Origin of the sequence: Pantoea sp. UBA5923 (genome assembly GCF_002431095.1) — a bacterium.
Lineage (GTDB): Bacteria > Pseudomonadota > Gammaproteobacteria > Enterobacterales > Enterobacteriaceae > Pantoea > Pantoea piersonii.
Window position 1 is genome coordinate 15427 of record NZ_DJDN01000033.1, and the last position, 24204, is coordinate 39630.

Annotated in this window: 23 protein-coding genes; 22 read left to right on the forward strand and 1 reads right to left on the reverse strand. The window is 56.7% G+C overall.

Features of this window, described 5'->3' with window-relative positions; all coding sequences use genetic code 11:
- The first annotated feature begins 58 nt into the window (after positions 1–58).
- The 22 genes from ovoA to B3797_RS08555 all read left to right on the forward strand — a co-directional run bounded on the left by ovoA (position 59) and on the right by B3797_RS08555 (position 23605).
- Complete coding sequence (ovoA, locus tag B3797_RS08450; RefSeq protein WP_311790863.1) at positions 59–2197, forward strand: 5-histidylcysteine sulfoxide synthase; 2139 nt, start codon at positions 59–61, stop codon at positions 2195–2197.
- Positions 2198–2299: 102 nt separating this feature from the next.
- Positions 2300–2761, forward strand: a complete 462-nt coding sequence (asnC, locus tag B3797_RS08455; protein WP_033755376.1) for a transcriptional regulator AsnC — start codon at positions 2300–2302, stop codon at positions 2759–2761.
- Between the two features lie 152 nt (positions 2762–2913).
- Entirely contained in the window at positions 2914–3354 is a 441-nt protein-coding gene (mioC, locus tag B3797_RS08460; RefSeq protein WP_311784309.1) for an FMN-binding protein MioC, read from the forward strand.
- Between the two features lie 441 nt (positions 3355–3795).
- A complete protein-coding gene (gene mnmG / locus B3797_RS08465; protein WP_311790864.1) occupies positions 3796–5685 on the forward strand; it encodes a tRNA uridine-5-carboxymethylaminomethyl(34) synthesis enzyme MnmG in 1890 nt (629 codons plus the stop codon).
- Positions 5686–5732: 47 nt separating this feature from the next.
- Entirely contained in the window at positions 5733–6350 is a 618-nt protein-coding gene (gene rsmG, locus B3797_RS08470) for a 16S rRNA (guanine(527)-N(7))-methyltransferase RsmG (protein WP_120457689.1), read from the forward strand.
- Positions 6351–7063: 713 nt separating this feature from the next.
- Positions 7064–7444, forward strand: a complete 381-nt coding sequence (atpI, locus tag B3797_RS08475; RefSeq protein ID WP_120457847.1) for a F0F1 ATP synthase subunit I — start codon at positions 7064–7066, stop codon at positions 7442–7444.
- Between the two features lie 8 nt (positions 7445–7452).
- The gene (atpB, locus tag B3797_RS08480; protein ID WP_311784313.1) at positions 7453–8271 is read left to right on the forward strand and encodes a F0F1 ATP synthase subunit A; all 819 of its coding nucleotides are present in this window, start codon (positions 7453–7455) and stop codon (positions 8269–8271) included.
- A gap of 48 nt (positions 8272–8319) precedes the next feature.
- The gene (gene atpE / locus B3797_RS08485) at positions 8320–8559 is read left to right on the forward strand and encodes a F0F1 ATP synthase subunit C (protein WP_003849523.1); all 240 of its coding nucleotides are present in this window, start codon (positions 8320–8322) and stop codon (positions 8557–8559) included.
- Positions 8560–8672: 113 nt separating this feature from the next.
- Complete coding sequence (gene atpF / locus B3797_RS08490; RefSeq protein WP_081140530.1) at positions 8673–9143, forward strand: F0F1 ATP synthase subunit B; 471 nt, start codon at positions 8673–8675, stop codon at positions 9141–9143.
- Positions 9144–9157: 14 nt separating this feature from the next.
- Positions 9158–9691: a F0F1 ATP synthase subunit delta gene (gene atpH, locus B3797_RS08495; protein ID WP_120457693.1), complete on the forward strand. Its 534-nt coding sequence runs from the start codon at positions 9158–9160 to the stop codon at positions 9689–9691.
- 14 nt (positions 9692–9705) lie between these two features.
- On the forward strand, positions 9706–11247 hold the full coding sequence (gene atpA, locus B3797_RS08500) for a F0F1 ATP synthase subunit alpha (RefSeq protein ID WP_311784314.1): 1542 nt from the start codon (positions 9706–9708) through the stop codon (positions 11245–11247).
- A gap of 52 nt (positions 11248–11299) precedes the next feature.
- On the forward strand, positions 11300–12166 hold the full coding sequence (gene atpG, locus B3797_RS08505; protein WP_311790865.1) for a F0F1 ATP synthase subunit gamma: 867 nt from the start codon (positions 11300–11302) through the stop codon (positions 12164–12166).
- A 29-nt stretch (positions 12167–12195) separates the two neighbouring features.
- Positions 12196–13593 (forward strand): F0F1 ATP synthase subunit beta, encoded by a 1398-nt coding sequence (gene atpD, locus B3797_RS08510; protein WP_311784316.1) that lies wholly within the window; start codon positions 12196–12198, stop codon positions 13591–13593.
- Positions 13594–13617: 24 nt separating this feature from the next.
- Positions 13618–14037, forward strand: a complete 420-nt coding sequence (locus B3797_RS08515; RefSeq protein WP_033755408.1) for a F0F1 ATP synthase subunit epsilon — start codon at positions 13618–13620, stop codon at positions 14035–14037.
- Positions 14038–14197: 160 nt separating this feature from the next.
- Positions 14198–15568 carry a bifunctional UDP-N-acetylglucosamine diphosphorylase/glucosamine-1-phosphate N-acetyltransferase GlmU gene (glmU, locus tag B3797_RS08520; protein WP_311790866.1) on the forward strand — a complete coding sequence of 457 codons (1371 nt, stop codon included), beginning with the start codon at positions 14198–14200 and terminating at the stop codon, positions 15566–15568.
- Between the two features lie 149 nt (positions 15569–15717).
- A complete protein-coding gene (gene glmS, locus B3797_RS08525) occupies positions 15718–17547 on the forward strand; it encodes a glutamine--fructose-6-phosphate transaminase (isomerizing) (protein WP_311784318.1) in 1830 nt (609 codons plus the stop codon).
- A gap of 165 nt (positions 17548–17712) precedes the next feature.
- Positions 17713–18756, forward strand: a complete 1044-nt coding sequence (gene pstS / locus B3797_RS08530; RefSeq protein ID WP_120457705.1) for a phosphate ABC transporter substrate-binding protein PstS — start codon at positions 17713–17715, stop codon at positions 18754–18756.
- 86 nt (positions 18757–18842) lie between these two features.
- On the forward strand, positions 18843–19805 hold the full coding sequence (gene pstC, locus B3797_RS08535) for a phosphate ABC transporter permease PstC (protein ID WP_311790867.1): 963 nt from the start codon (positions 18843–18845) through the stop codon (positions 19803–19805).
- Entirely contained in the window at positions 19802–20692 is an 891-nt protein-coding gene (pstA, locus tag B3797_RS08540) for a phosphate ABC transporter permease PstA (RefSeq protein WP_311784320.1), read from the forward strand. The genes pstC and pstA overlap by 4 nt, the downstream gene beginning before the upstream one ends.
- Positions 20693–20736: 44 nt before the next feature.
- Entirely contained in the window at positions 20737–21510 is a 774-nt protein-coding gene (pstB, locus tag B3797_RS08545; RefSeq protein WP_120457711.1) for a phosphate ABC transporter ATP-binding protein PstB, read from the forward strand.
- Positions 21511–21526: 16 nt separating this feature from the next.
- Positions 21527–22261, forward strand: coding sequence for a phosphate signaling complex protein PhoU (phoU, locus tag B3797_RS08550; RefSeq protein ID WP_033755423.1), 735 nt, complete (start codon positions 21527–21529; stop codon positions 22259–22261).
- Between the two features lie 108 nt (positions 22262–22369).
- The gene (locus B3797_RS08555; protein ID WP_311790868.1) at positions 22370–23605 is read left to right on the forward strand and encodes an MFS transporter; all 1236 of its coding nucleotides are present in this window, start codon (positions 22370–22372) and stop codon (positions 23603–23605) included.
- A gap of 27 nt (positions 23606–23632) precedes the next feature.
- Here B3797_RS08555 and yieH read toward each other — a convergent pair.
- Positions 23633–24204, reverse strand: a 572-nt coding sequence (gene yieH / locus B3797_RS08560; protein WP_311790869.1) for a 6-phosphogluconate phosphatase, incomplete at its 5' end; no start/stop codon positions are given.

Sequence of the window (24204 nt, forward strand, 5' to 3'; positions counted from 1 at the left end):
AATCCTTATTTGCTATAGTGAGCTACCCGCTGTGTTTATTCAGCTAACGGAGTTCACTGTGACCCTCTTCCAGCAACAACAACAACTACCGGCGCCAACCCGTACGGTCCGCCTTTCCGGCAGCAGCGTCGCAGATAAACGCGCTGAATTGCTGGCTTACTACACGCAAACCTGGGAACTGTATGAAAGCCTGTTCGATTGTCTCGCCGACGATCGCGCCTGGTTCACGAAAGCCATTACGCTGCGCCATCCTTTAATCTTCTATTTCGGTCACACCGCTTCTTTCTATATCAATAAGCTGATGGCGGGCCGCTACATCGATGCGCGCATCGACGATCGCATTGAGGCGATGATGGCGATAGGCGTGGATGAGATGAGCTGGGACGATCTCGACGACAGCCACTACGCCTGGCCCACTGTGCAAGAGGTGCGCGACTACCGCCACAAGGTGAAAAGTCTGGTGACGCGCTTTATTCAGACCATGCCGCTGGAGCTGCCCATCGACTGGGAAAGCCCGGCGTGGGTGATCCTGATGGGCATCGAACATGAGCGCATCCATCTTGAAACCTCCAGCGTGTTGATACGCCAGTTGCCCATCCAGTGGGTGCAAGCGCAGCCGCAGTGGCCGGTATGCCAGGAGGCGCGCCATACGCGCAACAAGGTGCCCGCCAATAGCCTAATCGCGATGCCTGGCGGCGTCGTCACGCAGGGGAAAAGCGACGATACCTACGGCTGGGACAATGAATATGGCACTCAGTCAGTCGAACTCCAGCCCTTTAAAGCGAGCAAAATGCTGGTCAGCAATGCTGAATTCTTTGAGTTTGTCGCGGCGGGCGGCTATCAGCAGCGTCAGTACTGGGACGACGAAGGCTGGGGCTGGCGCAGCTTTACCGATGCGCAGATGCCGACCTTCTGGCTTGGCGATGTGAAGCACCCCGACGCGCTGAAGCTGCGCCTGATGACTGAAGAGGTGGCGATGCCCTGGGACTGGCCAGCGGAAGTGAACCAGCTGGAGGCCGCCGCGTTTTGCCGCTGGAAAGCGCAGCAGACCGGCGCGCCCGTCCAGCTGCCGTGTGAGGCCGAATGGATGCAGCTGCGCGAGCAGGTCGTAGGCGATCAGCCGGAGTGGCAGCAGGCGCCAGGCAACCTTAACCTGGCGTACTGGGCCTCCTCCTGCGCGGTGGACCGCTTCGCCCAGGGCGACTTTTTTGACATCGTAGGCAACGTCTGGCAGTGGACCACCACGCCGATTAACGGCTTTGAAGGGTTCCGCGTGCACCCGCTCTATGATGACTTTTCCACGCCGACGTTCGACGGCAAACATTCGCTGATCAAAGGCGGCAGCTGGATCTCTACCGGCAATGAAGCGCTGAAATCGTCGCGCTATGCGTTTCGCCGCCACTTTTTCCAGCATGCGGGCTTCCGCTACGTCGTCTCCTCGCATCAGGAATCAATGTCGCTTAATCCCTACGAAACCGACGACATGGTGTCGCAGTATCTCGACTTTCAGTACGGCCCGCGCTATTTCGGCGTCGACAACTATGCCGAATCGCTGGTGGCGCTGGCGCTGCCCCATTGTCAGGCGCGCGGCAGCGCGCTCGATATCGGCTGCGCCACCGGCCGCGCCAGTTTCGAGCTGGCGCGCCATTTCGAAAAGGTGATCGGGATGGATTATTCGGCACGCTTTATTGATGTGGCATTGCAGCTCGCCTCCGGCGAGGATTTCCGCTACGTGGTGCAGGAAGAGGGCGAGCTGGTGGAATATCGTCAGGTACGTCTGAAAGAGTTCGGTCTCGACGCTGGCCAGTCGCAGCGTATTCAGTTTGTTCAGGGCGACGCCTGCAATCTGAAACCGCAACCCGCACAGTACGATCTGGTGCTGGCCGCTAATCTTATCGATCGTCTGCGTCAGCCGCAGCGCTTTTTGCAGGATATCGCGCCGATGATACGTTCCGGCGGTCTGCTGCTGCTCTCCTCTCCTTACACCTGGCTGGAAGCCTTTACCCCGAAAGAGAACTGGCTGGGCGGCATCCGCGAAAACGGCGAAGCGCTCAACACGTTACAGGCGCTGCAGCGGCTGCTGGCGGCGGAGTTCGAGCCGATCGACGCCCCGCAGGATGTTCCTTTTGTCATCCGCGAGACCGCGCGCAAATATCAGCATTCGCTGGCCCAGGTCACGCTGTGGCGTAAGCGGTAAACCCAACGGCAGCGGCAAACGCCGCTGCCGGAGATTGCCTGACGGCACTTTTTGCTGCACATTCTCCTCTGTTCAAAGAAGAAGAGCTGACACGAGGATGATATGGCCGAATCACTGCAACTGGACAACCTGGATCGCGGGATCCTGAATGCGCTGCTGGACAATGCCCGCACCGCTTACGCCGAACTGGCGAAACAGTTCAACGTTAGTCCGGGCACGATCCATGTTCGCGTGGAGAAGATGAAGCAGGCCGGCATTATTCTCGGCACCCGCGTGGAGATCGATCCGCGCCAGCTGGGTTTTGATGTCTGCTGTTTTATCGGCATCATCCTGAAAAGCGCACGCGACTACCCGGCCGCGCTGAGCAAGCTGGAGGCGCTTGATGAAGTGGTCGAGGCCTGGTACACCACCGGGCACTACAGCATTTTTATTAAGGTTATGTGTCGGTCTATTGACGCGCTGCAGCAGGTTCTGATCAACAAGATCCAGACCATTGACGAAATCCAGTCCACCGAAACGCTGATCTCACTGCAAAACCCGATCATGCGCACCATTAAGCCCTGATCCTTTTTTCCTGTGCATAACCTTATCCTCTACGAACGCCGCCTGCGCCAGCGGCTGCGTTCGTATCTTCATTTCTGATAACCCTGTTTTCCACAGGTGGATCACGGCTTGATCACAGCGTACAATGCTCGCCTTTATTCCGGGAGAGCATCATGGCCGACATTACTTTAATCAGTGGCAGCACGCTGGGCAGCGCCGAATATGTGGCCGAACATCTGGAAGAGAAGCTGCAGGAAGCGGGTTTTTCCACACAGCTGCTACACGGCCCGGCGCTGGATGAGCTGCCGCAGCAGGGGATCTGGCTGGTGGTGAGTTCTACCCACGGCGCGGGCGAACTGCCTGACAACCTGCAACCTTTATATGAGGCCATTGCGGAAACCCAGCCCGATTTGTCGGCGTTGCGCTTTGGCGCGATCGGCCTCGGCAACCATGAATACGATCTGTTCTGCGGCGCTATTCGTTCGCTGGACGCGCTTTTGATCGCCCGCGGCGCACAGCGCATCGGCGAGCGACTGGAAATCGACGTGCTGGAGCATGAGATCCCCGAAGATCCGGCAGAAGCCTGGCTAACCGGCTGGACCGCCCATCTCTGAGCGGATCTTTTGCCGCAGGGGATCGGGTATTTCGCCGGATCCCCAGTTCAAACGCCTGTTTTTTTACGATCGCGTGCGCTTTATTTGTGGATAACTATGCTTGATTGCTGCGTAAAACCGGTAGTTATCCAAAGAACAACTGCTGATGCTTTTCTGTGCTGTGCATAAGTCCGCATTTTGATCTCAGCTTATACGGATCAGGATCACCGATCATTCACAGCAAAGGATCCTTTCTATCCGGTTGATAATGTCCAGCTTTTCTGGGTTATCCACAGAGAGTGGCGATCCTAATAAAGAGATCTAACAGAAAGATCATATACAGAATAAAGATCCTTTCTTTTAAACCCGCAGATCCCGCCGCTTTCACCCTCGGCGGAATTTCAGTAGAATCCACCGCCCAGGGCAACGATCCCTGCCAGTTCATCAACGAGGTACCACTTCATGTTTTATCCAGATCCTTTTGACGTCATCGTAATCGGTGGTGGTCATGCGGGCACAGAAGCCGCAATGGCCGCTGCCCGAATGGGTCAGCAAACTCTGTTACTCACCCATAACATTGATACGCTTGGACAAATGTCCTGCAACCCGGCGATCGGTGGCATTGGAAAAGGACATCTGGTTAAGGAAGTGGATGCCTTAGGCGGCCTGATGGCCACGGCGATCGACAAAGCGGGCATTCAGTTTAGGATACTAAACAGCAGCAAAGGCCCGGCCGTACGCGCTACTCGTGCACAGGCGGATCGCGTGCTGTATCGCCAGGCGGTACGCACCGCGCTGGAGAACCAGCCCAACCTGATGATCTTCCAGCAGGCGGTCGACGATCTTATCGTCGAAAACGATCGCGTGGTGGGGGCTGTCACCCAGATGGGCCTCAAGTTCCGTGCGAAAGCCGTTGTGCTCACCGTCGGTACTTTCCTCGACGGCAAAATTCATATCGGGCTGGATAACTACAGCGGCGGTCGTGCTGGCGATCCGCCTTCCGTTCCGCTGGCGAAGCGTCTGCGCGCCTTGCCATTGCGCGTCAGCCGTCTGAAAACCGGTACGCCGCCGCGTATTGACGCGCGAACCATCGACTTTTCGGTGCTCAGCCCGCAGCATGGCGATAACCCGATGCCGGTCTTTTCGTTCATGGGCGATGCGTCGCAGCATCCGCAGCAGGTTCCCTGCTGGATTACCCATACCAATGAGCAGACCCATGAGGTGATCCGCAATAACCTCGATCGCAGCCCGATGTACGCCGGGATCATCGAAGGGATCGGCCCGCGTTACTGTCCGTCGATCGAAGACAAGGTTATGCGCTTCGCCGATCGTAATGCGCACCAGATCTTCCTGGAGCCTGAAGGGCTGACCAGCAATGAAATTTATCCAAACGGCATCTCTACCAGCCTGCCGTTTGACGTGCAGATGCAAATCGTTCGCTCAATGAAAGGTCTGGAAAACGCGAAAATCGTCCGTCCGGGCTATGCGATCGAATATGACTTCTTCGATCCGCGCGATCTGAAGCCGACGCTGGAAAGCAAATATATTCACGGGCTCTTCTTCGCCGGTCAGATCAACGGCACCACCGGTTACGAAGAAGCTGCCGCGCAGGGTCTGCTGGCCGGTCTTAACGCCGGACGTCACTCCGCTGACAAAGAGGGCTGGGCGCCGCGTCGCGATCAGGCCTACCTCGGCGTACTGGTGGATGACCTCTGCACGCTCGGCACCAAAGAGCCCTATCGCATGTTCACCTCGCGCGCCGAGTATCGTCTGATGCTGCGCGAAGACAACGCCGATCTCCGTCTGACCGAAACTGGCCGCGAACTGGGTCTGGTAGACGATGCCCGCTGGGCGCGCTACAACCAGAAGCTGGAAGCCATTGAGCAGGAGCGTCAGCGTCTGCGCGATCTCTGGATCCATCCGAAGTCAGAGAACGTCGACGAAGTGAATACGTTGCTCAGTACCGCGCTGACCAAAGAGGCGAGCGGGGAAGACCTGTTACGCCGCCCGGAAATGACTTACGCGCAACTGACCGCCCTGCCGAGCTTCGGCCCGACGCTGCCTGACGCGCAGGCGGCTGAACAGGTTGAGATCCAAGTGAAATACGAAGGCTATATCGCGCGCCAGCAGGAAGAGATCGATCGTCAGCAGCGTAATGAAAATACGCTGCTGCCAGCCGAGCTGGACTATCGCCAGGTCAGCGGTCTGTCCAATGAAGTGATCGCCAAGCTCAACGATCATAAACCTTCTTCTATTGGCCAGGCGTCGCGCATCTCCGGCATTACGCCGGCAGCAATTTCAATTCTGTTGATTTACCTGAAAAAACAAGGGCTGCTGCGCAAAAGCGCCTGACCTGAAACGGGGCGAGGCTACTCGCCCCCGCTGACTGGACTTATGCTGTGATCACAAAACTCACTTCGCTGCTTAAGGCAGCCGGTATTTCCCTCTCCGATCAACAAAAAGAGCAGCTGGTTGCCTATGTCGGCCTGCTGGACAAGTGGAACAAAGCCTACAATCTGACGTCGGTGCGCGATCCGCAGCAGATGCTGGTGCGCCACATTCTCGACAGTATCGTGGTGGCCCCTCATCTGCAGGGCGAACGCTTTATTGATGTCGGCACCGGACCGGGCCTACCTGGCATTCCGCTCGCTATCGTGCTGCCGCAGGCGCACTTTACGCTGCTCGACAGCCTGGGCAAGCGCGTGCGCTTTCTGCGCCAGGTGCAGCATGAACTGGGATTAACTAACATTACGCCGGTGCAGAGCAGGGTAGAGGAGTTTCCGTCCGAGCCGCCGTTTGACGGCGTTATCAGCCGCGCATTCGCTTCGCTGCAGGATATGGTGAACTGGTGCCACCATCTGCCTTCTGCGCAGGGACACTTTTATGCGCTGAAAGGCGTACGTCCCGACGAGGAGATCGCCAGTCTGCCAGCCGGTTTCCGTCTCGTCTCAGTGGAAGCGCTTAAGGTGCCCGAACTGGATGGCGAACGTCATCTGGTGGTTATCGCACGCGAATAGCCCTAAAAGGTGAAGGGATTAAGGCATTCCCGCGCGTTTGCCTTAGTGAATTCGCTGTTCAAAAAACAGGCAGTTGATTTCGCAGCGCGGCTCAATTTTAATCGTGACGGCTGCGAAATAACGTTAACAGCGCTGGCGGAAATTATCCGAAAATCTCTGTTACATTTAACGATTAATTCACATTTATTTATCACGAAGATCACTTCAGGCTGTTGTGTAAAGAGTGCAGATAATCACGCGGGAAAATATATCAGGGTAATAACTCCGCGTACGTAATATCAATTTAACGTTTTTACCTCACTCTGGGTTGTCAATGCGCTGTTTTTATCGAAAATACCGCCAGCCCGAAGCGAGAAAAATAGTAGGTTTCTGATTTACAAAAGATTATGAGCGATTTAATAGGCGTCGCTACTGTTTGTCAGCAAATTTGAATAGCGGAACAGTGTTTGGAATGTGATCTAAAGCACGCTTTAAAAGCAAGGCTCAAGCCGAATTACCGCTACGCAGGCACATAATTTCGCCTGCCAATCTTTGGAAAAATAGCCGTTCGGAAAGAAATTTAAATAATTGTTCACCTTTTGGCTACTTACGGATTGAAATCGCAAGTGCGGCCCGTATAATTTGCACGGCTTTTGCTGCTTGACTCGAGTGAGTAAAGGCAGTCTTATACGACACGCGACATACCCCTTATGGGGCAGGAGAGTAACCGCGCCATGTCAGTGTCTCTTTACAGTGTAAAATTCGCCCGAACCGTGCTGGCAATCCAGCTGGTGACTGTTGTCATCATCGGCGCTCTCTTTGCCCTGAAAGATGTCACCTGGGGCGTCTCTGCGCTTGCTGGCGGAGCGGCAGCCTGGCTGCCAAACGTGTTGTTCATGTTTTTAGCCTGGCGCCTGCAAGGGCAATCCCCGGCTTCCGGACGGGTTGCGTGGAGTTTCGCCCTCGGCGAAATCGGCAAAGTCATCGCAACCATCGTGTTGCTCATTGTGGCGTTGGGTGTTTTCAGGGCGGTTTTCTGGCCGCTTGGGATAACCTGGTTATCGGTGCTGGTGGTTCAGATGTTGGCACCGGCGGTAATTAACAACAAAGGGTAAAAGGCATCATGGCTGCAGGAGAAACTCAAACTCCGCAAGAGTACATCGGTCACCATCTGACGCACCTTCAGTTGGACCTGCGTACCTTCGAGTTAGTGAATGCTCACGACGCTCCCGCGACGTTCTGGGTATTAAATATCGATTCTATGTTTTTCTCTCTGGTGCTGGGATTCATCTTCCTGGTGTTGTTCCGCAAAGTGGCGAAAAGCGTCACCAGCGGCGTGCCAGGGAAGATGCAGGCTGCTATCGAACTGGTTGTCGGCTTCGTTGATGGCAACGTGCGCGACATGTACCACGGTAAAAGCAAACTTATCGCCCCGCTGGCTCTGACGATTTTCGTCTGGGTCTTTTTGATGAACTTCATGGATCTGCTGCCTATCGACCTGCTGCCGTATATCGGCGAGCACTGGCTGGGCCTGCCGGCGCTGCGCGTCGTGCCGTCCGCAGACGTGAACATCACGCTGTCTATGGCGTTGGGCGTCTTTATTTTGATTCTGTTCTACAGCATCAAAATGAAAGGTGTAGGCGGCTTCGCGAAAGAGCTGACGCTGCAGCCTTTTAATCACCCGATCTTCATCCCCATCAACCTGATCCTTGAAGGTGTTAGCCTGCTGTCCAAACCGGTTTCACTCGGTCTGCGACTGTTCGGCAACATGTATGCGGGTGAGCTGATCTTTATCCTTATTGCCGGTCTGTTGCCGTGGTGGTCGCAGTGGGTGCTGAATGTGCCGTGGGCCATTTTCCACATCCTGATCATCTCGTTGCAGGCTTTCATTTTCATGGTCCTCACGATTGTCTATCTGTCGATGGCATCTGAAGAACATTGATTTTTTTCTCAACACTAAGCGTTTAACTGAAACAAACTGGAGACTGTCATGGAAAACCTGAATATGGATCTGCTGTACATGGCTGCCGCTGTGATGATGGGCCTGGCGGCAATCGGTGCTGCGATCGGTATCGGCATCCTCGGAGGTAAATTCCTGGAAGGCGCCGCGCGCCAGCCGGATCTGATCCCTCTGCTGCGTACGCAGTTCTTTGTTGTAATGGGTCTGGTGGATGCAATCCCGATGATCGCTGTTGGTCTGGGTCTCTATGTGATGTTTGCTGTCGCCTAAAGCCTGTCGCTGTTTGTTCATTCAGGGCCTTGAGCGCCATGAATGAACGGTTCTGCCGCTTATCGTTGAGATAACGGCAGATAAGTTACTCACTTACTTAGAGGCATTGTGCTGTGAACATTAACGCAACAATCCTCGGCCAGGCCATCGCGTTCATCCTGTTTGTCGCGTTCTGCATGAAGTACGTATGGCCGCCGATTATGGCTGCCATCGAAAAGCGCCAGAAAGAAATTGCTGAAGGCCTTGCTTCTGCTGAACGCGCGAAGAAAGATTTGGATCTCGCGCAGGCTAATGCGACCGACCAGCTGAAGAAAGCGAAGGAAGAAGCTCAGGTCATTATCGAGCAGGCGAACAAACGCCGTACTCAGATTCTGGACGAAGCGAAAACTGAAGCTGAGAACGAACGTAACCGCATCGTGGCGCAAGCGCAGGCAGAGATCGACGCCGAGCGTAAACGTGCCCGCGAAGAGCTGCGTAAGCAAGTCGCGTTGCTGGCAATGGCTGGCGCCGAGAAGATCATCGAACGTTCCGTGGATGAAGCTGCTAACAGCGACATCGTTGATAAACTGGTCGCTGAACTGTAAGGAGGGAGGGGCTGATGTCTGAACTGATTACTGTAGCTCGCCCCTACGCCAAAGCAGCTTTTGACTTTGCTGTTGAGCATCAAAGTATTGAACGCTGGCAGGATATGCTGGCGTTTGCCGCGACCGTAGCACGCAATGAGCAAATGGCCGATCTTCTCTCCGGCGCGCTGGCGCCGGAAGCGTTATCGGCTTCTTTCATTGCCGTCTGCGGCGATCAATTAGATGAACACGGTCAGAACCTGATTAAGGTAATGGCTGAGAACGGACGTTTGACCGCGCTTCCGGCTGTACTGGAGCAGTTCATTCAACTGCGCGACGCCTATGAGGCGACGGCGGAAGTTGATGTGATTTCCGCCAGTACGCTGAGTGACAGCCAGCTGACCAAAATCAGCGCCGCGATGGAAAAACGTCTGTCACGCAAAGTTAAGCTGAATTGCAAAATTGATAAGTCTGTCATGGCAGGCGTGATCATCCGTGCGGGTGATCTGGTGATTGATGGCAGCGTGCGCGGCCGTCTTGAGCGTCTGGCAGACGCCTTGCAGTCTTAAGGGGACTGGAGCATATGCAACTGAATTCCACCGAAATCAGCGAACTGATCAAGCAGCGCATTGCTCAGTTCAATGTCGTGAGCGAAGCTCACAACGAAGGTACAATCGTCTCTGTTAGCGACGGTATCATCCGCGTACACGGCCTGGCCGATGTAATGCAGGGTGAGATGATCGCCCTGCCGGGCAACCGTTACGCTATCGCCCTGAACCTCGAGCGCGACTCTGTCGGCGCCGTGGTAATGGGTCCGTATGCTGACCTCGCCGAAGGCATGAAGGTTAAGTGTACTGGCCGTATTCTGGAAGTGCCGGTCGGTCGTGGCCTGCTGGGCCGCGTGGTGAACACCCTGGGTGCGCCAATCGACGGCAAAGGCGCGATCGACAACGACGGCTTCTCGCCGGTTGAAGTGATCGCACCGGGCGTTATCGACCGTCAGTCAGTCGACGAGCCGGTTCAGACCGGTTACAAATCTGTCGATGCGATGATTCCAATCGGTCGTGGCCAGCGTGAGCTGATCATCGGCGACCGTCAGACCGGTAAAACCGCGCTGGCGATCGACGCTATCATCAACCAGCGCGATTCCGGCATCAAATGCGTCTACGTCGCAATTGGTCAGAAAGCTTCTACCATCGCTAACGTGGTGCGTAAGCTGGAAGAACACGGCGCGCTGGCGAACACCATCGTGGTCGTGGCTTCTGCGTCTGAATCTGCTGCACTGCAGTACCTGGCGCCCTACTCCGGCTGCGCCATGGGCGAATACTTCCGCGACCGCGGTGAAGATGCGCTGATCGTATACGATGACCTGTCTAAACAGGCTGTCGCTTACCGTCAGATCTCTCTGCTGCTGCGCCGTCCGCCGGGCCGTGAAGCATTCCCGGGCGACGTGTTCTATCTCCACTCCCGTCTGCTGGAGCGTGCGTCACGCGTAAGCGCTGACTACGTTGAGCGTTTCACCAACGGCGAAGTTAAAGGTAAAACCGGTTCACTGACCGCGCTGCCGATTATCGAAACCCAGGCGGGCGACGTCTCCGCGTTCGTTCCGACCAACGTAATCTCGATTACCGATGGTCAGATCTTCCTGGAATCGAACCTGTTTAACTCCGGTATTCGTCCGGCGGTTAACCCGGGTATCTCCGTATCGCGCGTAGGTGGTGCTGCTCAGACCAAGATCATCAAGAAACTGTCCGGCGGCATCCGTACCGCGCTGGCGCAGTATCGTGAACTGGCTGCGTTCTCGCAGTTCGCTTCCGATCTGGACGACGCAACCCGCAAACAGCTGAGCCACGGTCAGAAAGTGACCGAGCTGCTGAAACAGAAACAGTATGCGCCGATGTCTGTCGCGCAACAGGGTCTGGTGCTGTTTGCTGCCGAGCGCGGCTACCTGAACGACGTTGAACTGGCGAAGATCCTGAGCTTCGAAGCTGCGCTGCTGGCGTTCGCGGATCGCGACCACGCCGAGCTGATGCAGGAAATCAACCAAACTGGTAACTACAACAACGACATCGAAGCGAAGCTGAAAGGCCTGCTCGATACGTTTAAAGCAACCCAGTCCTGGTAATGTCTGGCGGCTTGTCTGAAAAGACAGGCCGCAAGGCTTTGAGGAGAAGCTAATGGCCGGCGCAAAAGAGATACGTAACAAGATTGGAAGCGTGAAAAACACGCAGAAGATCACCAAAGCGATGGAAATGGTCGCCGCCTCCAAAATGCGTAAAACGCAGGAACGCATGGCGGCCAGCCGTCCGTATGCAGAGACTATGCGCAAAGTGATCGGTCACCTTGCGTTAGGGAATCTGGAATACAAGCACCCTTACCTGGAAGAGCGCGACGTTAAGCGCGTCGGCTACCTGGTCGTTTCGACTGACCGCGGGCTTTGTGGTGGTTTGAACATTAACCTGTTCAAAAAATTGCTGGCAGATATGAAGGCCTGGTCCGATAAAGGCGCGCAGAGCGATCTGGCGATCATCGGTTCCAAAGGTCTGGCGTTCTTCGGTTCCGTAGGCGGCAACGTCGTGGCTCAGGTCACCGGCATGGGCGATAAACCTGCCCTGTCCGAACTGATCGGCCCGGTAAAAGTGATGTTGCAGGCTTACGACGAAGGGCGTATCGACAAGCTCTATGTCGTCAGCAACAAATTCAATAACACCATGTCTCAGACTCCGACCATTACCCAACTGCTGCCGTTACCGCCAGCGGAAGGTGAAGAAGAGATGAAGGCGAAGACCTGGGATTACCTGTACGAGCCCGATCCGAAAGCGCTGCTGGATACCCTGCTGCGTCGTTATGTCGAATCGCAGGTTTATCAGGGTGTGGTGGAAAACCTGGCCAGTGAGCAGGCCGCACGTATGGTGGCGATGAAAGCCGCAACCGATAACGGCGGAAATCTGATCAAAGAGCTGCAGTTGGTATACAACAAAGCTCGTCAGGCCAGCATCACCCAGGAACTCACCGAGATCGTCTCGGGAGCCTCCGCGGTTTAACCAGGTAAGAATTAGGTAGAGGATTCAAGATGGCAGCTGGAAAGATTGTCCAGATTATCGGCGCCGTAGTTGACGTCGAATTCCCTCAGGACGCGGTACCGCAAGTGTACAACGCCCTTGAGGTTAAGAATGGTGATGCTCGTCTGGTGCTGGAAGTTCAGCAGCAGCTGGGCGGCGGCGTGGTACGTACCATCGCCATGGGCTCTTCTGACGGCCTGAAGCGCGGTCTGGAAGTTGCTGACCTGAAAAAACCGATCCAGGTTCCGGTGGGTAAAGCCACCCTCGGCCGTATCATGAACGTGCTGGGCGAGCCGATCGACATGAAAGGCGACATCAAAGAAGAAGACGGCAGTGCAGTAGAGATCTCCTCTATTCACCGCGCGGCACCTTCTTATGAAGACCAGTCTAACTCGCAGGAACTGCTGGAAACCGGCATCAAGGTTATCGACCTGATGTGTCCGTTCGCCAAGGGCGGTAAAGTCGGCCTGTTCGGCGGCGCGGGCGTAGGTAAAACCGTAAACATGATGGAGCTGATCCGTAACATCGCGGCTGAGCACTCAGGTTATTCGGTATTTGCCGGCGTGGGCGAGCGTACTCGTGAGGGTAACGACTTCTATCATGAAATGACCGACTCCAACGTAATCGACAAAGTTGCGCTGGTGTATGGCCAGATGAACGAGCCGCCGGGCAACCGTCTGCGCGTTGCACTGACCGGTCTGACCATGGCGGAAAAATTCCGTGACGAAGGCCGCGACGTTCTGCTGTTCATCGACAACATCTATCGTTATACCCTGGCCGGTACGGAAGTTTCCGCACTGCTGGGCCGTATGCCGTCAGCGGTAGGCTATCAGCCGACCCTGGCTGAAGAGATGGGTGTGCTGCAGGAGCGTATTACCTCCACCAAGACCGGTTCAATCACCTCCGTACAGGCCGTTTACGTTCCTGCGGATGACCTGACTGACCCGTCTCCGGCGACCACCTTCGCCCACCTGGACTCAACCGTTACTCTGAGCCGTCAGATCGCGTCTCTGGGTATCTACCCGGCCGTTGACCCGCTGGACTCCACCAGCCGTCAGCTGGATCCGCTGGTTGTTGGCCAGGAGCACTACGACGTTGCGCGCGGCGTGCAGTCTCTGCTGCAGCGTTACCAGGAACTGAAAGACATCATCGCCATCCTCGGTATGGACGAGCTGTCTGAAGACGACAAACTGCTGGTGGCACGCGCGCGTAAGATTCAGCGCTTCCTGTCTCAGCCGTTCTTCGTAGCGGAAGTCTTCACCGGTTCTCCGGGTAAATACGTTACGCTGAAAGACACTATCCGTGGCTTTAAAGGCATTATGGACGGCGAGTTCGACCATCTGCCAGAGCAGGCTTTCTACATGGTCGGCGCTATCGAAGAAGCCGTGGAAAAAGCGAAGAAACTGTAATAACGGTTTCCCGGGAGGACAGAAATGGCTATGACTTATCACCTGGACGTCGTCAGCGCAGAGAAACAGCTGTTCTCTGGCCTGGTGCAGAAAATTCAGGTGTCAGGTAGCGAAGGTGAGCTGGGTATTTTCCCTGGCCACGCGCCGCTGCTGACTGCCATCAAGCCTGGAATGATCCGTATCGTGAAGCAGCACGGCGAAGAGGAGTTTATTTACCTCTCTGGCGGCGTGCTGGAAGTGCAGCCGGGCAGCACCACCGTTCTGGCCGATACCGCTATCCGCGGTACCGACCTGGACGAAGCGCGTGCGCTGGAAGCGAAACGCAAAGCAGAAGAGCATATGAACAGCAGCCACGGCGACGTGGACTACGCTCAGGCCTCTGCAGAGCTGGCGAAAGCCATTGCTAAACTGCGCGTGATCGAGCTGACCAAAAAAGCGATGTAATCAGGCTTTATGCGTCACGAAATGCCAGCCCTTCGGGCTGGCATTTTTTTTTGCCCGCGCGCCGATAGCAGAGCGCGCCTAATTTCGACCTGAGAAAAATGTAGTAATCTCAGGAGTAACCGTTTAACTTTCGCATGTCAAAAATTCTGTCAGGATGGTTATGTCTAACAGCGCAATGAGCGTGGTGATCCTTGCTGCCGGCAAGGGAACCCGTATGTATTCCGATCTGCCCAAAGTTCTGCATACGCTTGCAGGGAAGCCCATGGTTCAGCACGTGATCGACGCCGCCACTGGCCTCGGCGCGCAGCATATTCATCTGGTTTACGGCCACGGCGGTGACCGGCTGAAGGCCACGCTGACGGAGCCGTCGCTCAACTGGGTTTTGCAGGCGGAACAGCTGGGCACCGGACACGCGATGCAGCAGGCTGCCCCCGCATTTGCTGACGACGAAGATATCCTGATGCTCTACGGCGACGTGCCGCTTATCTCTCAGGAGACGCTGCGGCGTCTGCGCGATACCAAACCCCAGGGCGGCATCGGCCTGCTGACGGTGGTGCTGGATAACCCCAGCGGTTACGGACGCATCGTGCGTGAAAATGGTGCTATCGTCGGCATTATTGAACAGAAAGACGCCAGCCCGGAGCAGCTGAAAATCACGGAAATCAATACCGGCATTCTGGTCGCCAACGGGGGCGATCTGAAACGCTGGCTGGCGCAGCTCACCAATAACAACGCGCAGGGCGAATATTACATCACCGATATCATCGCGCTGGCGCACCAGGAAAGTCGCCAGATTAAGGCGGTGCATCCGGCGCGCGCCAGCGAAACCGATGGCGTCAACAACCGTTTGCAGCTGGCGACGCTGGAGCGGGTTTATCAGAGCGAACAGGCGGAGAAGCTGCTGCTGGCGGGCGTTATGCTGCGCGATCCGGCACGCTTCGACCTGCGCGGCGTGTTGAACCACGGCCGTGACGTCGAGATCGATATTAATGTCGTCATCGAAGGCGAAGTCACGCTGGGCGACCGCGTGAAAATCGGCGCAGGCTGCGTCATTAAAAACAGCGTGATTGGCGACGACTGCGAAATCAGCCCCTATACGGTGCTCGAGGATGCGAACCTCGCCGCCGACTGCACCGTTGGACCTTTCGCGCGTCTGCGTCCCGGCAGCGAGCTGGCGCAGGCCGCGCACGTCGGCAATTTCGTTGAAATGAAAAAGGCGACGCTGGGCAAAGGCTCCAAGGCTGGCCATCTGAGCTACCTCGGCGACGCGGAGATCGGCGCGAACGTCAATATCGGCGCGGGCACCATTACCTGCAACTACGACGGCGCCAACAAATCAAAAACCATTATCGGCGACAACGTCTTTGTCGGTTCCGATACCCAGCTGGTGGCACCGGTCAGCGTGGCGGCAGGCGCGACTATCGCGGCGGGCACCACCATTATGAAAGATGTCACCGAGGCATCGCTGGTTTACAACCGTAAAGAGCAGAACAGCAAAGCGCACTGGCAGCGTCCGGTGAAGAAGAAGTGATTTTTTAGCGGCCAGCCATATGCTGGCCGCAGCAGTAACACAATAATAATCCCCACTCTCTACAAGGCTCGGGGAGCCCGGCACAGCCGGTTATCAGGTCGTATGACAACGAAAGATGGTTTAAAGCCATCAGGTCAGGAATAACATTTATGTGTGGAATTGTAGGTGCAGTAGCGCAGCGCGATATCGCAGAGATCCTGCTGGAAGGTCTGCGTCGCCTGGAGTATCGCGGGTATGATTCGGCCGGTCTGGCCGTCGTTGATCGTCAGGGTCACGTAACGCGCCTGCGTCGCGTCGGCAAAGTGCAGATGCTGGCGGAGGCTGCAGAGCAGCAGCCGCTGATCGGCGGCACCGGCATCGCGCATACGCGCTGGGCAACGCATGGCGAGCCGTCGGAAGCTAACGCGCATCCGCATGTCTCTGAGCAGATTATCGTGGTGCACAACGGCATTATCGAAAACCATGAGCCGCTGCGTGAAGCGCTTATCGCGCGCGGTTATCGCTTCACGTCCGAGACCGACACGGAAGTGGTAGCGCATCTGGTGCACTGGGAGCAGAAACAGGGCGGAACGCTGCGCGAAGTGGTGCTGCGCGTTATCCCGCAGCTGCGCGGTGCCTATGGCATGGTGATCATGGACAGCCGCGATCCGTCGCTGCTGGTGGCCGCGCGTTCGGGCAGCCCGCTGGTGATTGGCCTCGGCGTCGGCGAAAACTTTATCGCCTCCGATCAGTTGGCGCTGTTGCCGGTGACGCGTCGCTTTATCTATCTGGAAGAGGGTGATATCGCCGAAGTGAGCCGCCGCGAGGTGACCATCGTCGATAGCGCTGGTAACCCGGTGAATCGCGCCGAGATCGAATCCAGCGTCCAGTACGACGCGGGTGATAAAGGCGTTTATCGCCACTATATGCAGAAAGAGATCTACGAACAGCCGATGGCGATTAAAAACACCTTAACCGGTCGTTTCAGCCATGGCGAAGTCGATCTCAGCGAGCTTGGGCCGCATGCCGAAACCCTGCTGAGTCAGGTCGAGCATATTCAGATCATCGCCTGCGGCACCTCCTACAATTCCGGTATGGTGGCGCGCTACTGGTTCGAGTCGCTGGCGAACATCCCTTGTGACGTCGAGATCGCCTCTGAATTCCGCTACCGCAAATCCGCTGTGCGGAAAAACAGCCTGCTGATTACCCTGTCGCAGTCTGGCGAAACCGCCGATACGCTGGCGGCGTTGCGCCTTAGCAAAGAGCTGGGCTACCTCGGTTCGCTGGCTATCTGCAACGTCGCGGGCTCTTCGCTGGTGCGTGAGTCGGACCTGGCGCTGATGACCAAAGCGGGCACTGAAATCGGCGTCGCATCGACCAAAGCCTTTACCACGCAGCTCACCGTATTGCTGATGCTGGTGGCGAAGCTGGGACGTCTGCGCGGCATGTCGGCTGAGGTCGAGCATGATATCGTTCACGGCCTGCAGGCACTGCCGAGCCGTATCGAACAGATGCTGGCGCAGGACAAGTGTATTGAACTGCTGGCGGAAGATTTCTCCGACAAGCATCACGCGCTGTTTCTGGGACGCGGCGATCAATATCCGATCGCTATGGAAGGCGCGCTCAAGCTGAAAGAGATCTCCTATATCCACGCGGAAGCCTACGCCGCTGGCGAGCTGAAGCATGGCCCGCTGGCGCTGATTGATGCCGATATGCCGGTTATCGTCGTGGCGCCGAATAACGAGCTGCTGGAAAAACTGAAGTCCAATATTGAAGAGGTGCGCGCGCGCGGCGGTCTGCTGTACGTGTTCGCCGATCAGGACGCCGGCTTCAGCGACAGCGACGGCATGAAGATTATCTCTCTGCCGCATGTGGAAGAGGTGATTGCGCCCATCTTCTACACCGTTCCGCTGCAGCTGCTCTCTTATCACGTCGCGCTGATCAAAGGCACCGACGTGGATCAGCCGCGAAACCTGGCGAAGTCAGTTACCGTCGAGTAAAAAGCGGGCCCGGAAACGGGCCCCTTTGCTTTTTGCGGCCTGTCATATAACTGTAATATTTCCTACATTTCACTGTCATCAAACTGTCCTATTTTCCCTCCTGCAGCAATCACTGACTCCAACTACAACGGCTTTGAGCCTGAGATTAACTCCCCTGGAGGGAACATGACACTGATGCGTAGCACCGTAGCCCGAATCCTTACCGCCACTCTCGCCGTAAGTACGGTTTCTGCCTTTGCAGCCACCGATCTGACGGGCGCGGGCGGTACTTTCCCGGCGCCGGTTTATGCCAAGTGGGCAGCAGAATATCAGCAAGCCACCGGTAGCAAAATCAACTACCAGGGCATTGGTTCATCCGGCGGCGTCAAGCAGATCATCGCTAAAACCGTGGATTTTGGCGCGTCAGATGCGCCGATGAAAGATGAAGACCTGCAGAAAAACGGCCTGTTTCAGTTCCCGACCGTTATTGGCGGCGTTGTGCTGGCTGTTAATATTCCGGGCGTGAAGTCGGGCGAACTGACCCTCGACGGTAAAACCGTCGGCGACATCTACCTGGGTAAAATCAAAAAGTGGAACGATTCGGCGATCACTAAGCTGAACCCGGGCGTGAAACTGCCAGATACCAATATCAACGTGGTTCGCCGCGCGGATGGTTCCGGCACCTCTTTCGTTTTCACCAGCTACCTGGCGAAAGTGAACGAAGAATGGAACAGCAAAATCGGCAAAGGCAACACCGTTAACTGGCCGGCTGGTCTGGGTGGCAAAGGCAACGACGGCGTCGCCGCGTTCGTTCAGCGTCTGCCTGGCTCTATCGGCTATGTGGAATACGCCTATGCCAAGCAGAACAACCTGACCTACACCAAACTGGTTGATGCCGACGGCAAGCCGGTCGCGCCAAGCGAAACCAGCTTCTCTAACGCAGCGAAAGGCGCAGACTGGAGCAAATCTTTTGCTCAGGATCTGACCTTCCAGAAAGGTAACGATGCGTGGCCGATCACTTCCACCACCTTCATCCTGGTTTATAAAGATCAGGCGAATGCCGAGAAAGGCAGCGAAGTGCTGAAATTCTTTGACTGGGCTTACAAAAACGGCAGCAAAACCGCGAACAGCCTGGACTACGCTACCCTGCCGGACAGCGTAACCCAGCAGATCCGCGCTGCATGGAAAGCCAACATCAAAGACAGTTCTGGCAAAGCGCTGTACCAGTAAGCGAACAACCCCGGCCGGACACGCGTCCGGCCAGATCTAAGGGCGGCCTTGTGCCGCCCTGACAACCTCTGAAGAATGAGACTTCTATGGCTGCAACGAAGCCGGCATTCAAAGCCCCCGGTAAGCAAGGTGACATGATTTTCGGCGCGCTGGTTAAGCTGGCGGCGCTGATTGTCCTGTTGCTGTTGGGCGGCATTATCGTCTCCCTGATTTTATCCTCCTGGCCAAGTATCCAGAAATTTGGTTTCTCCTTTCTGTGGAACAAAACCTGGGATGCGCCAAATGAAGACTTTGGCGCGCTGGTGCCGATTTACGGCACCCTCGTGACCTCGCTGATTGCGTTGATTATTGCTGTGCCGGTGAGCTTCGGCATCGCGCTGTTTCTGACGGAGCTGTCGCCTGGCTGGCTGCGGCGTCCGCTCGGCACCGCTATTGAACTGCTGGCGGCGATCCCCAGCATCGTTTACGGCATGTGGGGCCTGTTTATCTTCGCGCCGCTGTTCGCCGAATATTTTCAGACGCCGGTCGGTGAGGTAATGTCGAATATTCCGTTCGTCGGCGCGCTTTTTTCCGGCCCGGCCTTCGGCATCGGCATCCTGGCGGCGGGCGTTATTCTGGCGATCATGATTATTCCTTACATCGCCTCGGTGATGCGCGACGTGTTCGAGCAGACGCCGGTCATGATGAAAGAGTCCGCCTACGGTATTGGCTGCACCACTTGGGAAGTGATCTGGCGCATCGTGCTGCCGTTCACTAAAAACGGCGTGATCGGCGGCGTGATGCTGGGGCTGGGACGCGCCCTGGGTGAAACCATGGCGGTCACCTTTATTATCGGCAACACCTACCAGCTCGACAGCGCCTCGCTGTTTATGCCGGGCAACAGCATCACCTCTGCGCTGGCGAATGAGTTCGCCGAAGCGGAGTCGGGCGTGCATGTTGCCGCGCTGATGGAGCTGGGGCTGATCCTGTTTGTTATTACCTTTATCGTGCTGGCGATTTCCAAACTGATGATCCTGCGCCTCGCGAAAAGTGAAGGAGCGCGCTCATGACGACGATTGAACTGCAGGCACGCGCCGAACTGGACGCCTCGCGCCGTAAGATGCAGGCCTGGCGCAGCACCAAAAACAAGATTGCGCTGGCGCTGTCGCTGCTGACCATGGCCTTTGGCCTGTTCTGGCTGGTGTGGATCCTGTTCACTACCGTGACGCGCGGCGTTGACGGGCTGAGCTGGTCGCTGTTCACCGAATCGACGCCGCCGCCCAATACCGCCGGCGGCGGTCTGGCCAACGCCCTGGCGGGCAGCGGCCTGCTGATCCTCTGGTCGACGGTGATTGGCACGCCGCTGGGTATTCTGGCAGGCGTCTACCTGGCGGAATATGGGCGCAAGTCGGCGCTGGCGGAAGTGATCCGCTTTATTAACGATATTCTGCTCTCGGCGCCGTCGATCGTAGTCGGCCTGTTCGTTTACACCATCGTGGTGGCGCAGATGCACCACTTCTCCGGCTGGGCGGGCGTTATCGCGCTGGCGCTGCTGCAGATCCCGATTGTTATCCGCACCACCGAAAACATGCTGCGACTGGTGCCGGACAGCATGCGTGAAGCGGCATACGCGCTGGGCACGCCGAAATGGAAGATGATTTCCGCGATTACGCTGAAGGCATCGGTATCGGGCATCCTGACCGGCGTGCTGCTGGCGATTGCGCGTATCGCGGGCGAAACCGCGCCGCTGCTGTTTACCGCGTTGTCGAACCAGTTCTGGTCCACCGACATGATGCAGCCGCTGGCGAACCTGCCGGTGACCATCTTTAAGTTCGCGATGAGCCCCTTTGCCGAGTGGCAGAGCCTGGCCTGGGCGGGCGTGCTGATTATCACGCTCTGCGTGCTGCTGCTGAACATTCTGGCGCGCGTGGTCTTCACCAAGAGCAAACACGGATAACCTTCGGCGCTGCCTGGCGCGGCGCCGTTTAAGAGAGACGAGCAATGAGTATCGCGACTTCCAACAGCGGTAAAATTCAGGTGCGTAACCTGAACTTCTATTACGGCAAATTCCACGCGCTGAAGAACATCAACCTGGACATCGCCAAGAACCAGGTCACCGCGTTTATCGGTCCGTCTGGCTGCGGCAAATCGACCCTGCTGCGCACCTTTAACAAAATGTACTCGCTCTATCCTGAGCAGCGCGCCGAAGGTGACATTCTGCTGGATGGCGACAATATTCTGGCCTCCAGCCAGGATATCGCCCTGCTGCGCGCGCGCGTCGGCATGGTGTTCCAGAAACCAACGCCCTTCCCGATGTCGATTTATGACAATATCGCCTTTGGCGTACGCCTGTTTGAAAAGCTGTCGCGCGCCGATATGGACGAGCGCGTTCAGTGGGCGCTGAGCAAAGCCGCGCTCTGGAATGAAACCAAAGACAAGCTGCATCAGAGCGGTTACAGTCTCTCTGGCGGTCAGCAGCAGCGCCTGTGCATCGCGCGTGGCATTGCGATTCGCCCGGAAGTGCTGCTGCTGGACGAGCCCTGCTCGGCGCTCGACCCGATCTCTACCGGCCGTATTGAAGAGCTGATCACCGAGCTGAAGCAGGACTACACCGTGGTTATCGTGACGCATAATATGCAGCAGGCGGCACGCTGTTCTGACCACACTGCCTTTATGTATCTGGGCGAGTTAATTGAATTCAGCGATACGGACAGGCTGTTCACCAAACCGGCGCAGAAACAGACCGAAGATTATATTACCGGCCGCTACGGCTGATTTTCAGGAGATAACCATGGATAACCTTAATCTGAACAAGCATATCTCCGGTCAGTTCAATGCGGAGCTGGAACATATTCGCACGCAGGTGATGATCATGGGCGGCATGGTGGAGCAACAGCTTACCGACGCCATCACCGCGATGCACAATCTTGACGGCGAACTGGCGCAGCGCGTAATCGACGGCGACCAGAAGGTCAATATGATGGAAGTGGAGATTGATGAAGCCTGCGTGCGCATCATCGCCAAGCGCCAGCCCACCGCCAGCGATTTGCGTCTGGTCATGGCGATCATCAAAACCATCTCAGAGCTGGAGCGCATCGGCGACGTGGCGGAAAAAATCAGCCGCACCGCGCTGGAAAAATTCGGTCAGCAGCATATGCCGCTGCTGGTCAGCCTGGAGTCGCTGGGCCGTCATACCGTCGAGATGCTGCACGACGTGCTGGACGCCTTTGCGCGCATGGATCTTACCGAAGCGATTCAAATCTACCGTGAAGATAAAAAGGTAGATAAAGAGTACGAAGGCATTGTGCGTCAGCTGATGACCTACATGATGGAAGATCCGCGCACCATCCCGAGCGTATTGACCGCGCTGTTCTGCGCCCGCGCCATCGAGCGCATCGGCGACCGCTGTCAGAACATCTGCGAAATCATCTTCTATTTCGTTAAGGGACAGGATTTCCGCCACGTTGGCGGTGATAAGCTGGACGAGTTGCTCTCCGGCGACGACGGCTCCAACAAACCTTCCTGATTGCTCTCTGCTGTGCGCCGTCTGGCGCACAGCCTGCTCCTTTTCTGTCACACGCAACCGTTTCCTCTATATACTTGGCGCACTTTTTCTTCATTAAGGTGCTGACTCATGTCTCTTTCTGGCAATAAGCAGAGCGTGACGCCTGCGAAAGCGATGCTGGCCGCCGTCAGCGGTTACGCTATGGATGGCTTCGATCTATTGATTCTGGGATTTATGCTGCCGGCCATTAGCCTGTCGCTGGCGCTGGATCCGTCGCAGGCTGGCTCGCTGGTCACCTGGACGCTGATCGGCGCGGTAGTGGGCGGCATTCTGTTCGGCCAGCTCAGCGATCGTTTCGGCCGTATCCGGATTCTCACCGTCACCATCCTGATGTTCTCGCTTTTTACCGGCCTGTGCGCGGTGGCGCAGGGCTACTGGGATCTGCTGGCGTACCGTACGCTGGCGGGCATGGGGCTGGGCGGCGAGTTTGGCATCGGTATGGCGCTGATTGCGGAAGCCTGGCCCGCGGAAAAGCGCAACCGCGCCTCGGCGTGGGTCGGCATCGGCTGGCAGCTTGGCGTGCTGCTGGCGGCCTTTATTACCCCGCCGCTGCTTGGCGTGATCGGCTGGCGCGGCATGTTTCTGGTCGGCCTGCTGCCCGCGCTGCTCTCGTTTGTGCTGCGGCGCAGCATGGGCGAACCGGAAGCCTTTACCCGTCAGGTAAAGCAGACGCCTTCGCTCTCTTTCGTCGCGCGTCTGAAAATGCTGGTGCAGGATCGCGCCACGGCGAAAGCGAGCCTTGGCATCTTTATCCTGACCTCGGTGCAGAACTTCGGCTATTACGGGCTGATGATCTGGATGCCGAGCTATCTTTCCGCTAACTTCGGCTTCAGCCTGACGAAGTCGGGTTTATGGACGGCGGTCACCGTAGTTGGCATGACCTTCGGCATCTGGCTGTTTGGCGTGCTGGCGGACCGCTTCGCGCGCTGGAAAATTTTCCTGCTCTATCAGTTCGGCGCGGTGGCGATGGTGGTGATCTACGCGCAGCTGCGCGATCCCACCGTGATGTTGTTCACCGGTGCGCTAATGGGCATGTTCGTCAACGGTATGATTGGCGGCTACGGCGCGCTGATCTCCGACACCTTTCCACCGCAGGCGCGCGCCACGGCGCAGAATGTCTTATTCAACCTCGGACGCGGCGTCGGCGGTTTCGGCCCGCTGGTGATCGGGCTGCTGGCGGCGAAGATCTCCTTTGTCGCGGCGATTACGCTGCTGGCGCTAATTTACCTGCTGGATATCTTCGCGACGCTCTTTTTGCTGCCGAAAAAGCAGGGTAACGACGATTCGCTGGGCGCGATTGGTTGAATAAGGAAGCCAGCCGCGCAACCACCGTCAGTCCGTTAACTGCCAGCCGCGCGCCTGCCACAGCGCGGGCAGTTCTGACATCTCAGTAAAGCGCGTCACCAGAGGGTGATCGATGTCAGGATTATGCGCGTCTGCGCAGTAGTAAAACACCGGAATGCCTGCCGCAATGCCAGCGCGGGCGCCCGCTTCTGAATCATCGACCAGAATGCAGCGCTCGACAGGCACCTGCATCTGTTCGGCGGCGTGATACATCAGTCCGGGATCGGGCTTCCAGCGCGAGATATCGTAGCCGCTGAAGAGGCGCTGGTTAAACCAGGGCAGCATACCGGTCAGTCCCAGCGAGTGTTGCATCTTCTTTACCGTACCGTTAGAGACGACGCACATCGGTACGGTGATTTTCTCCACCAGCGCTTTTGCGCCGGGGATCGGCGTCAGGGATTCGTCGAACAGGCGCGCCACTTCGGCGCGGTAATCGGTTTCAAACGCCGCCTGCGGCAGCGAGACGTGATGTGTTTCGGCCACGTCGCGGATAATGTCGTAGAGCTGGACGCCTTTATATTTTTCGAACATCTCCTGCAGTGAGCAGCTAATTCCGTAGC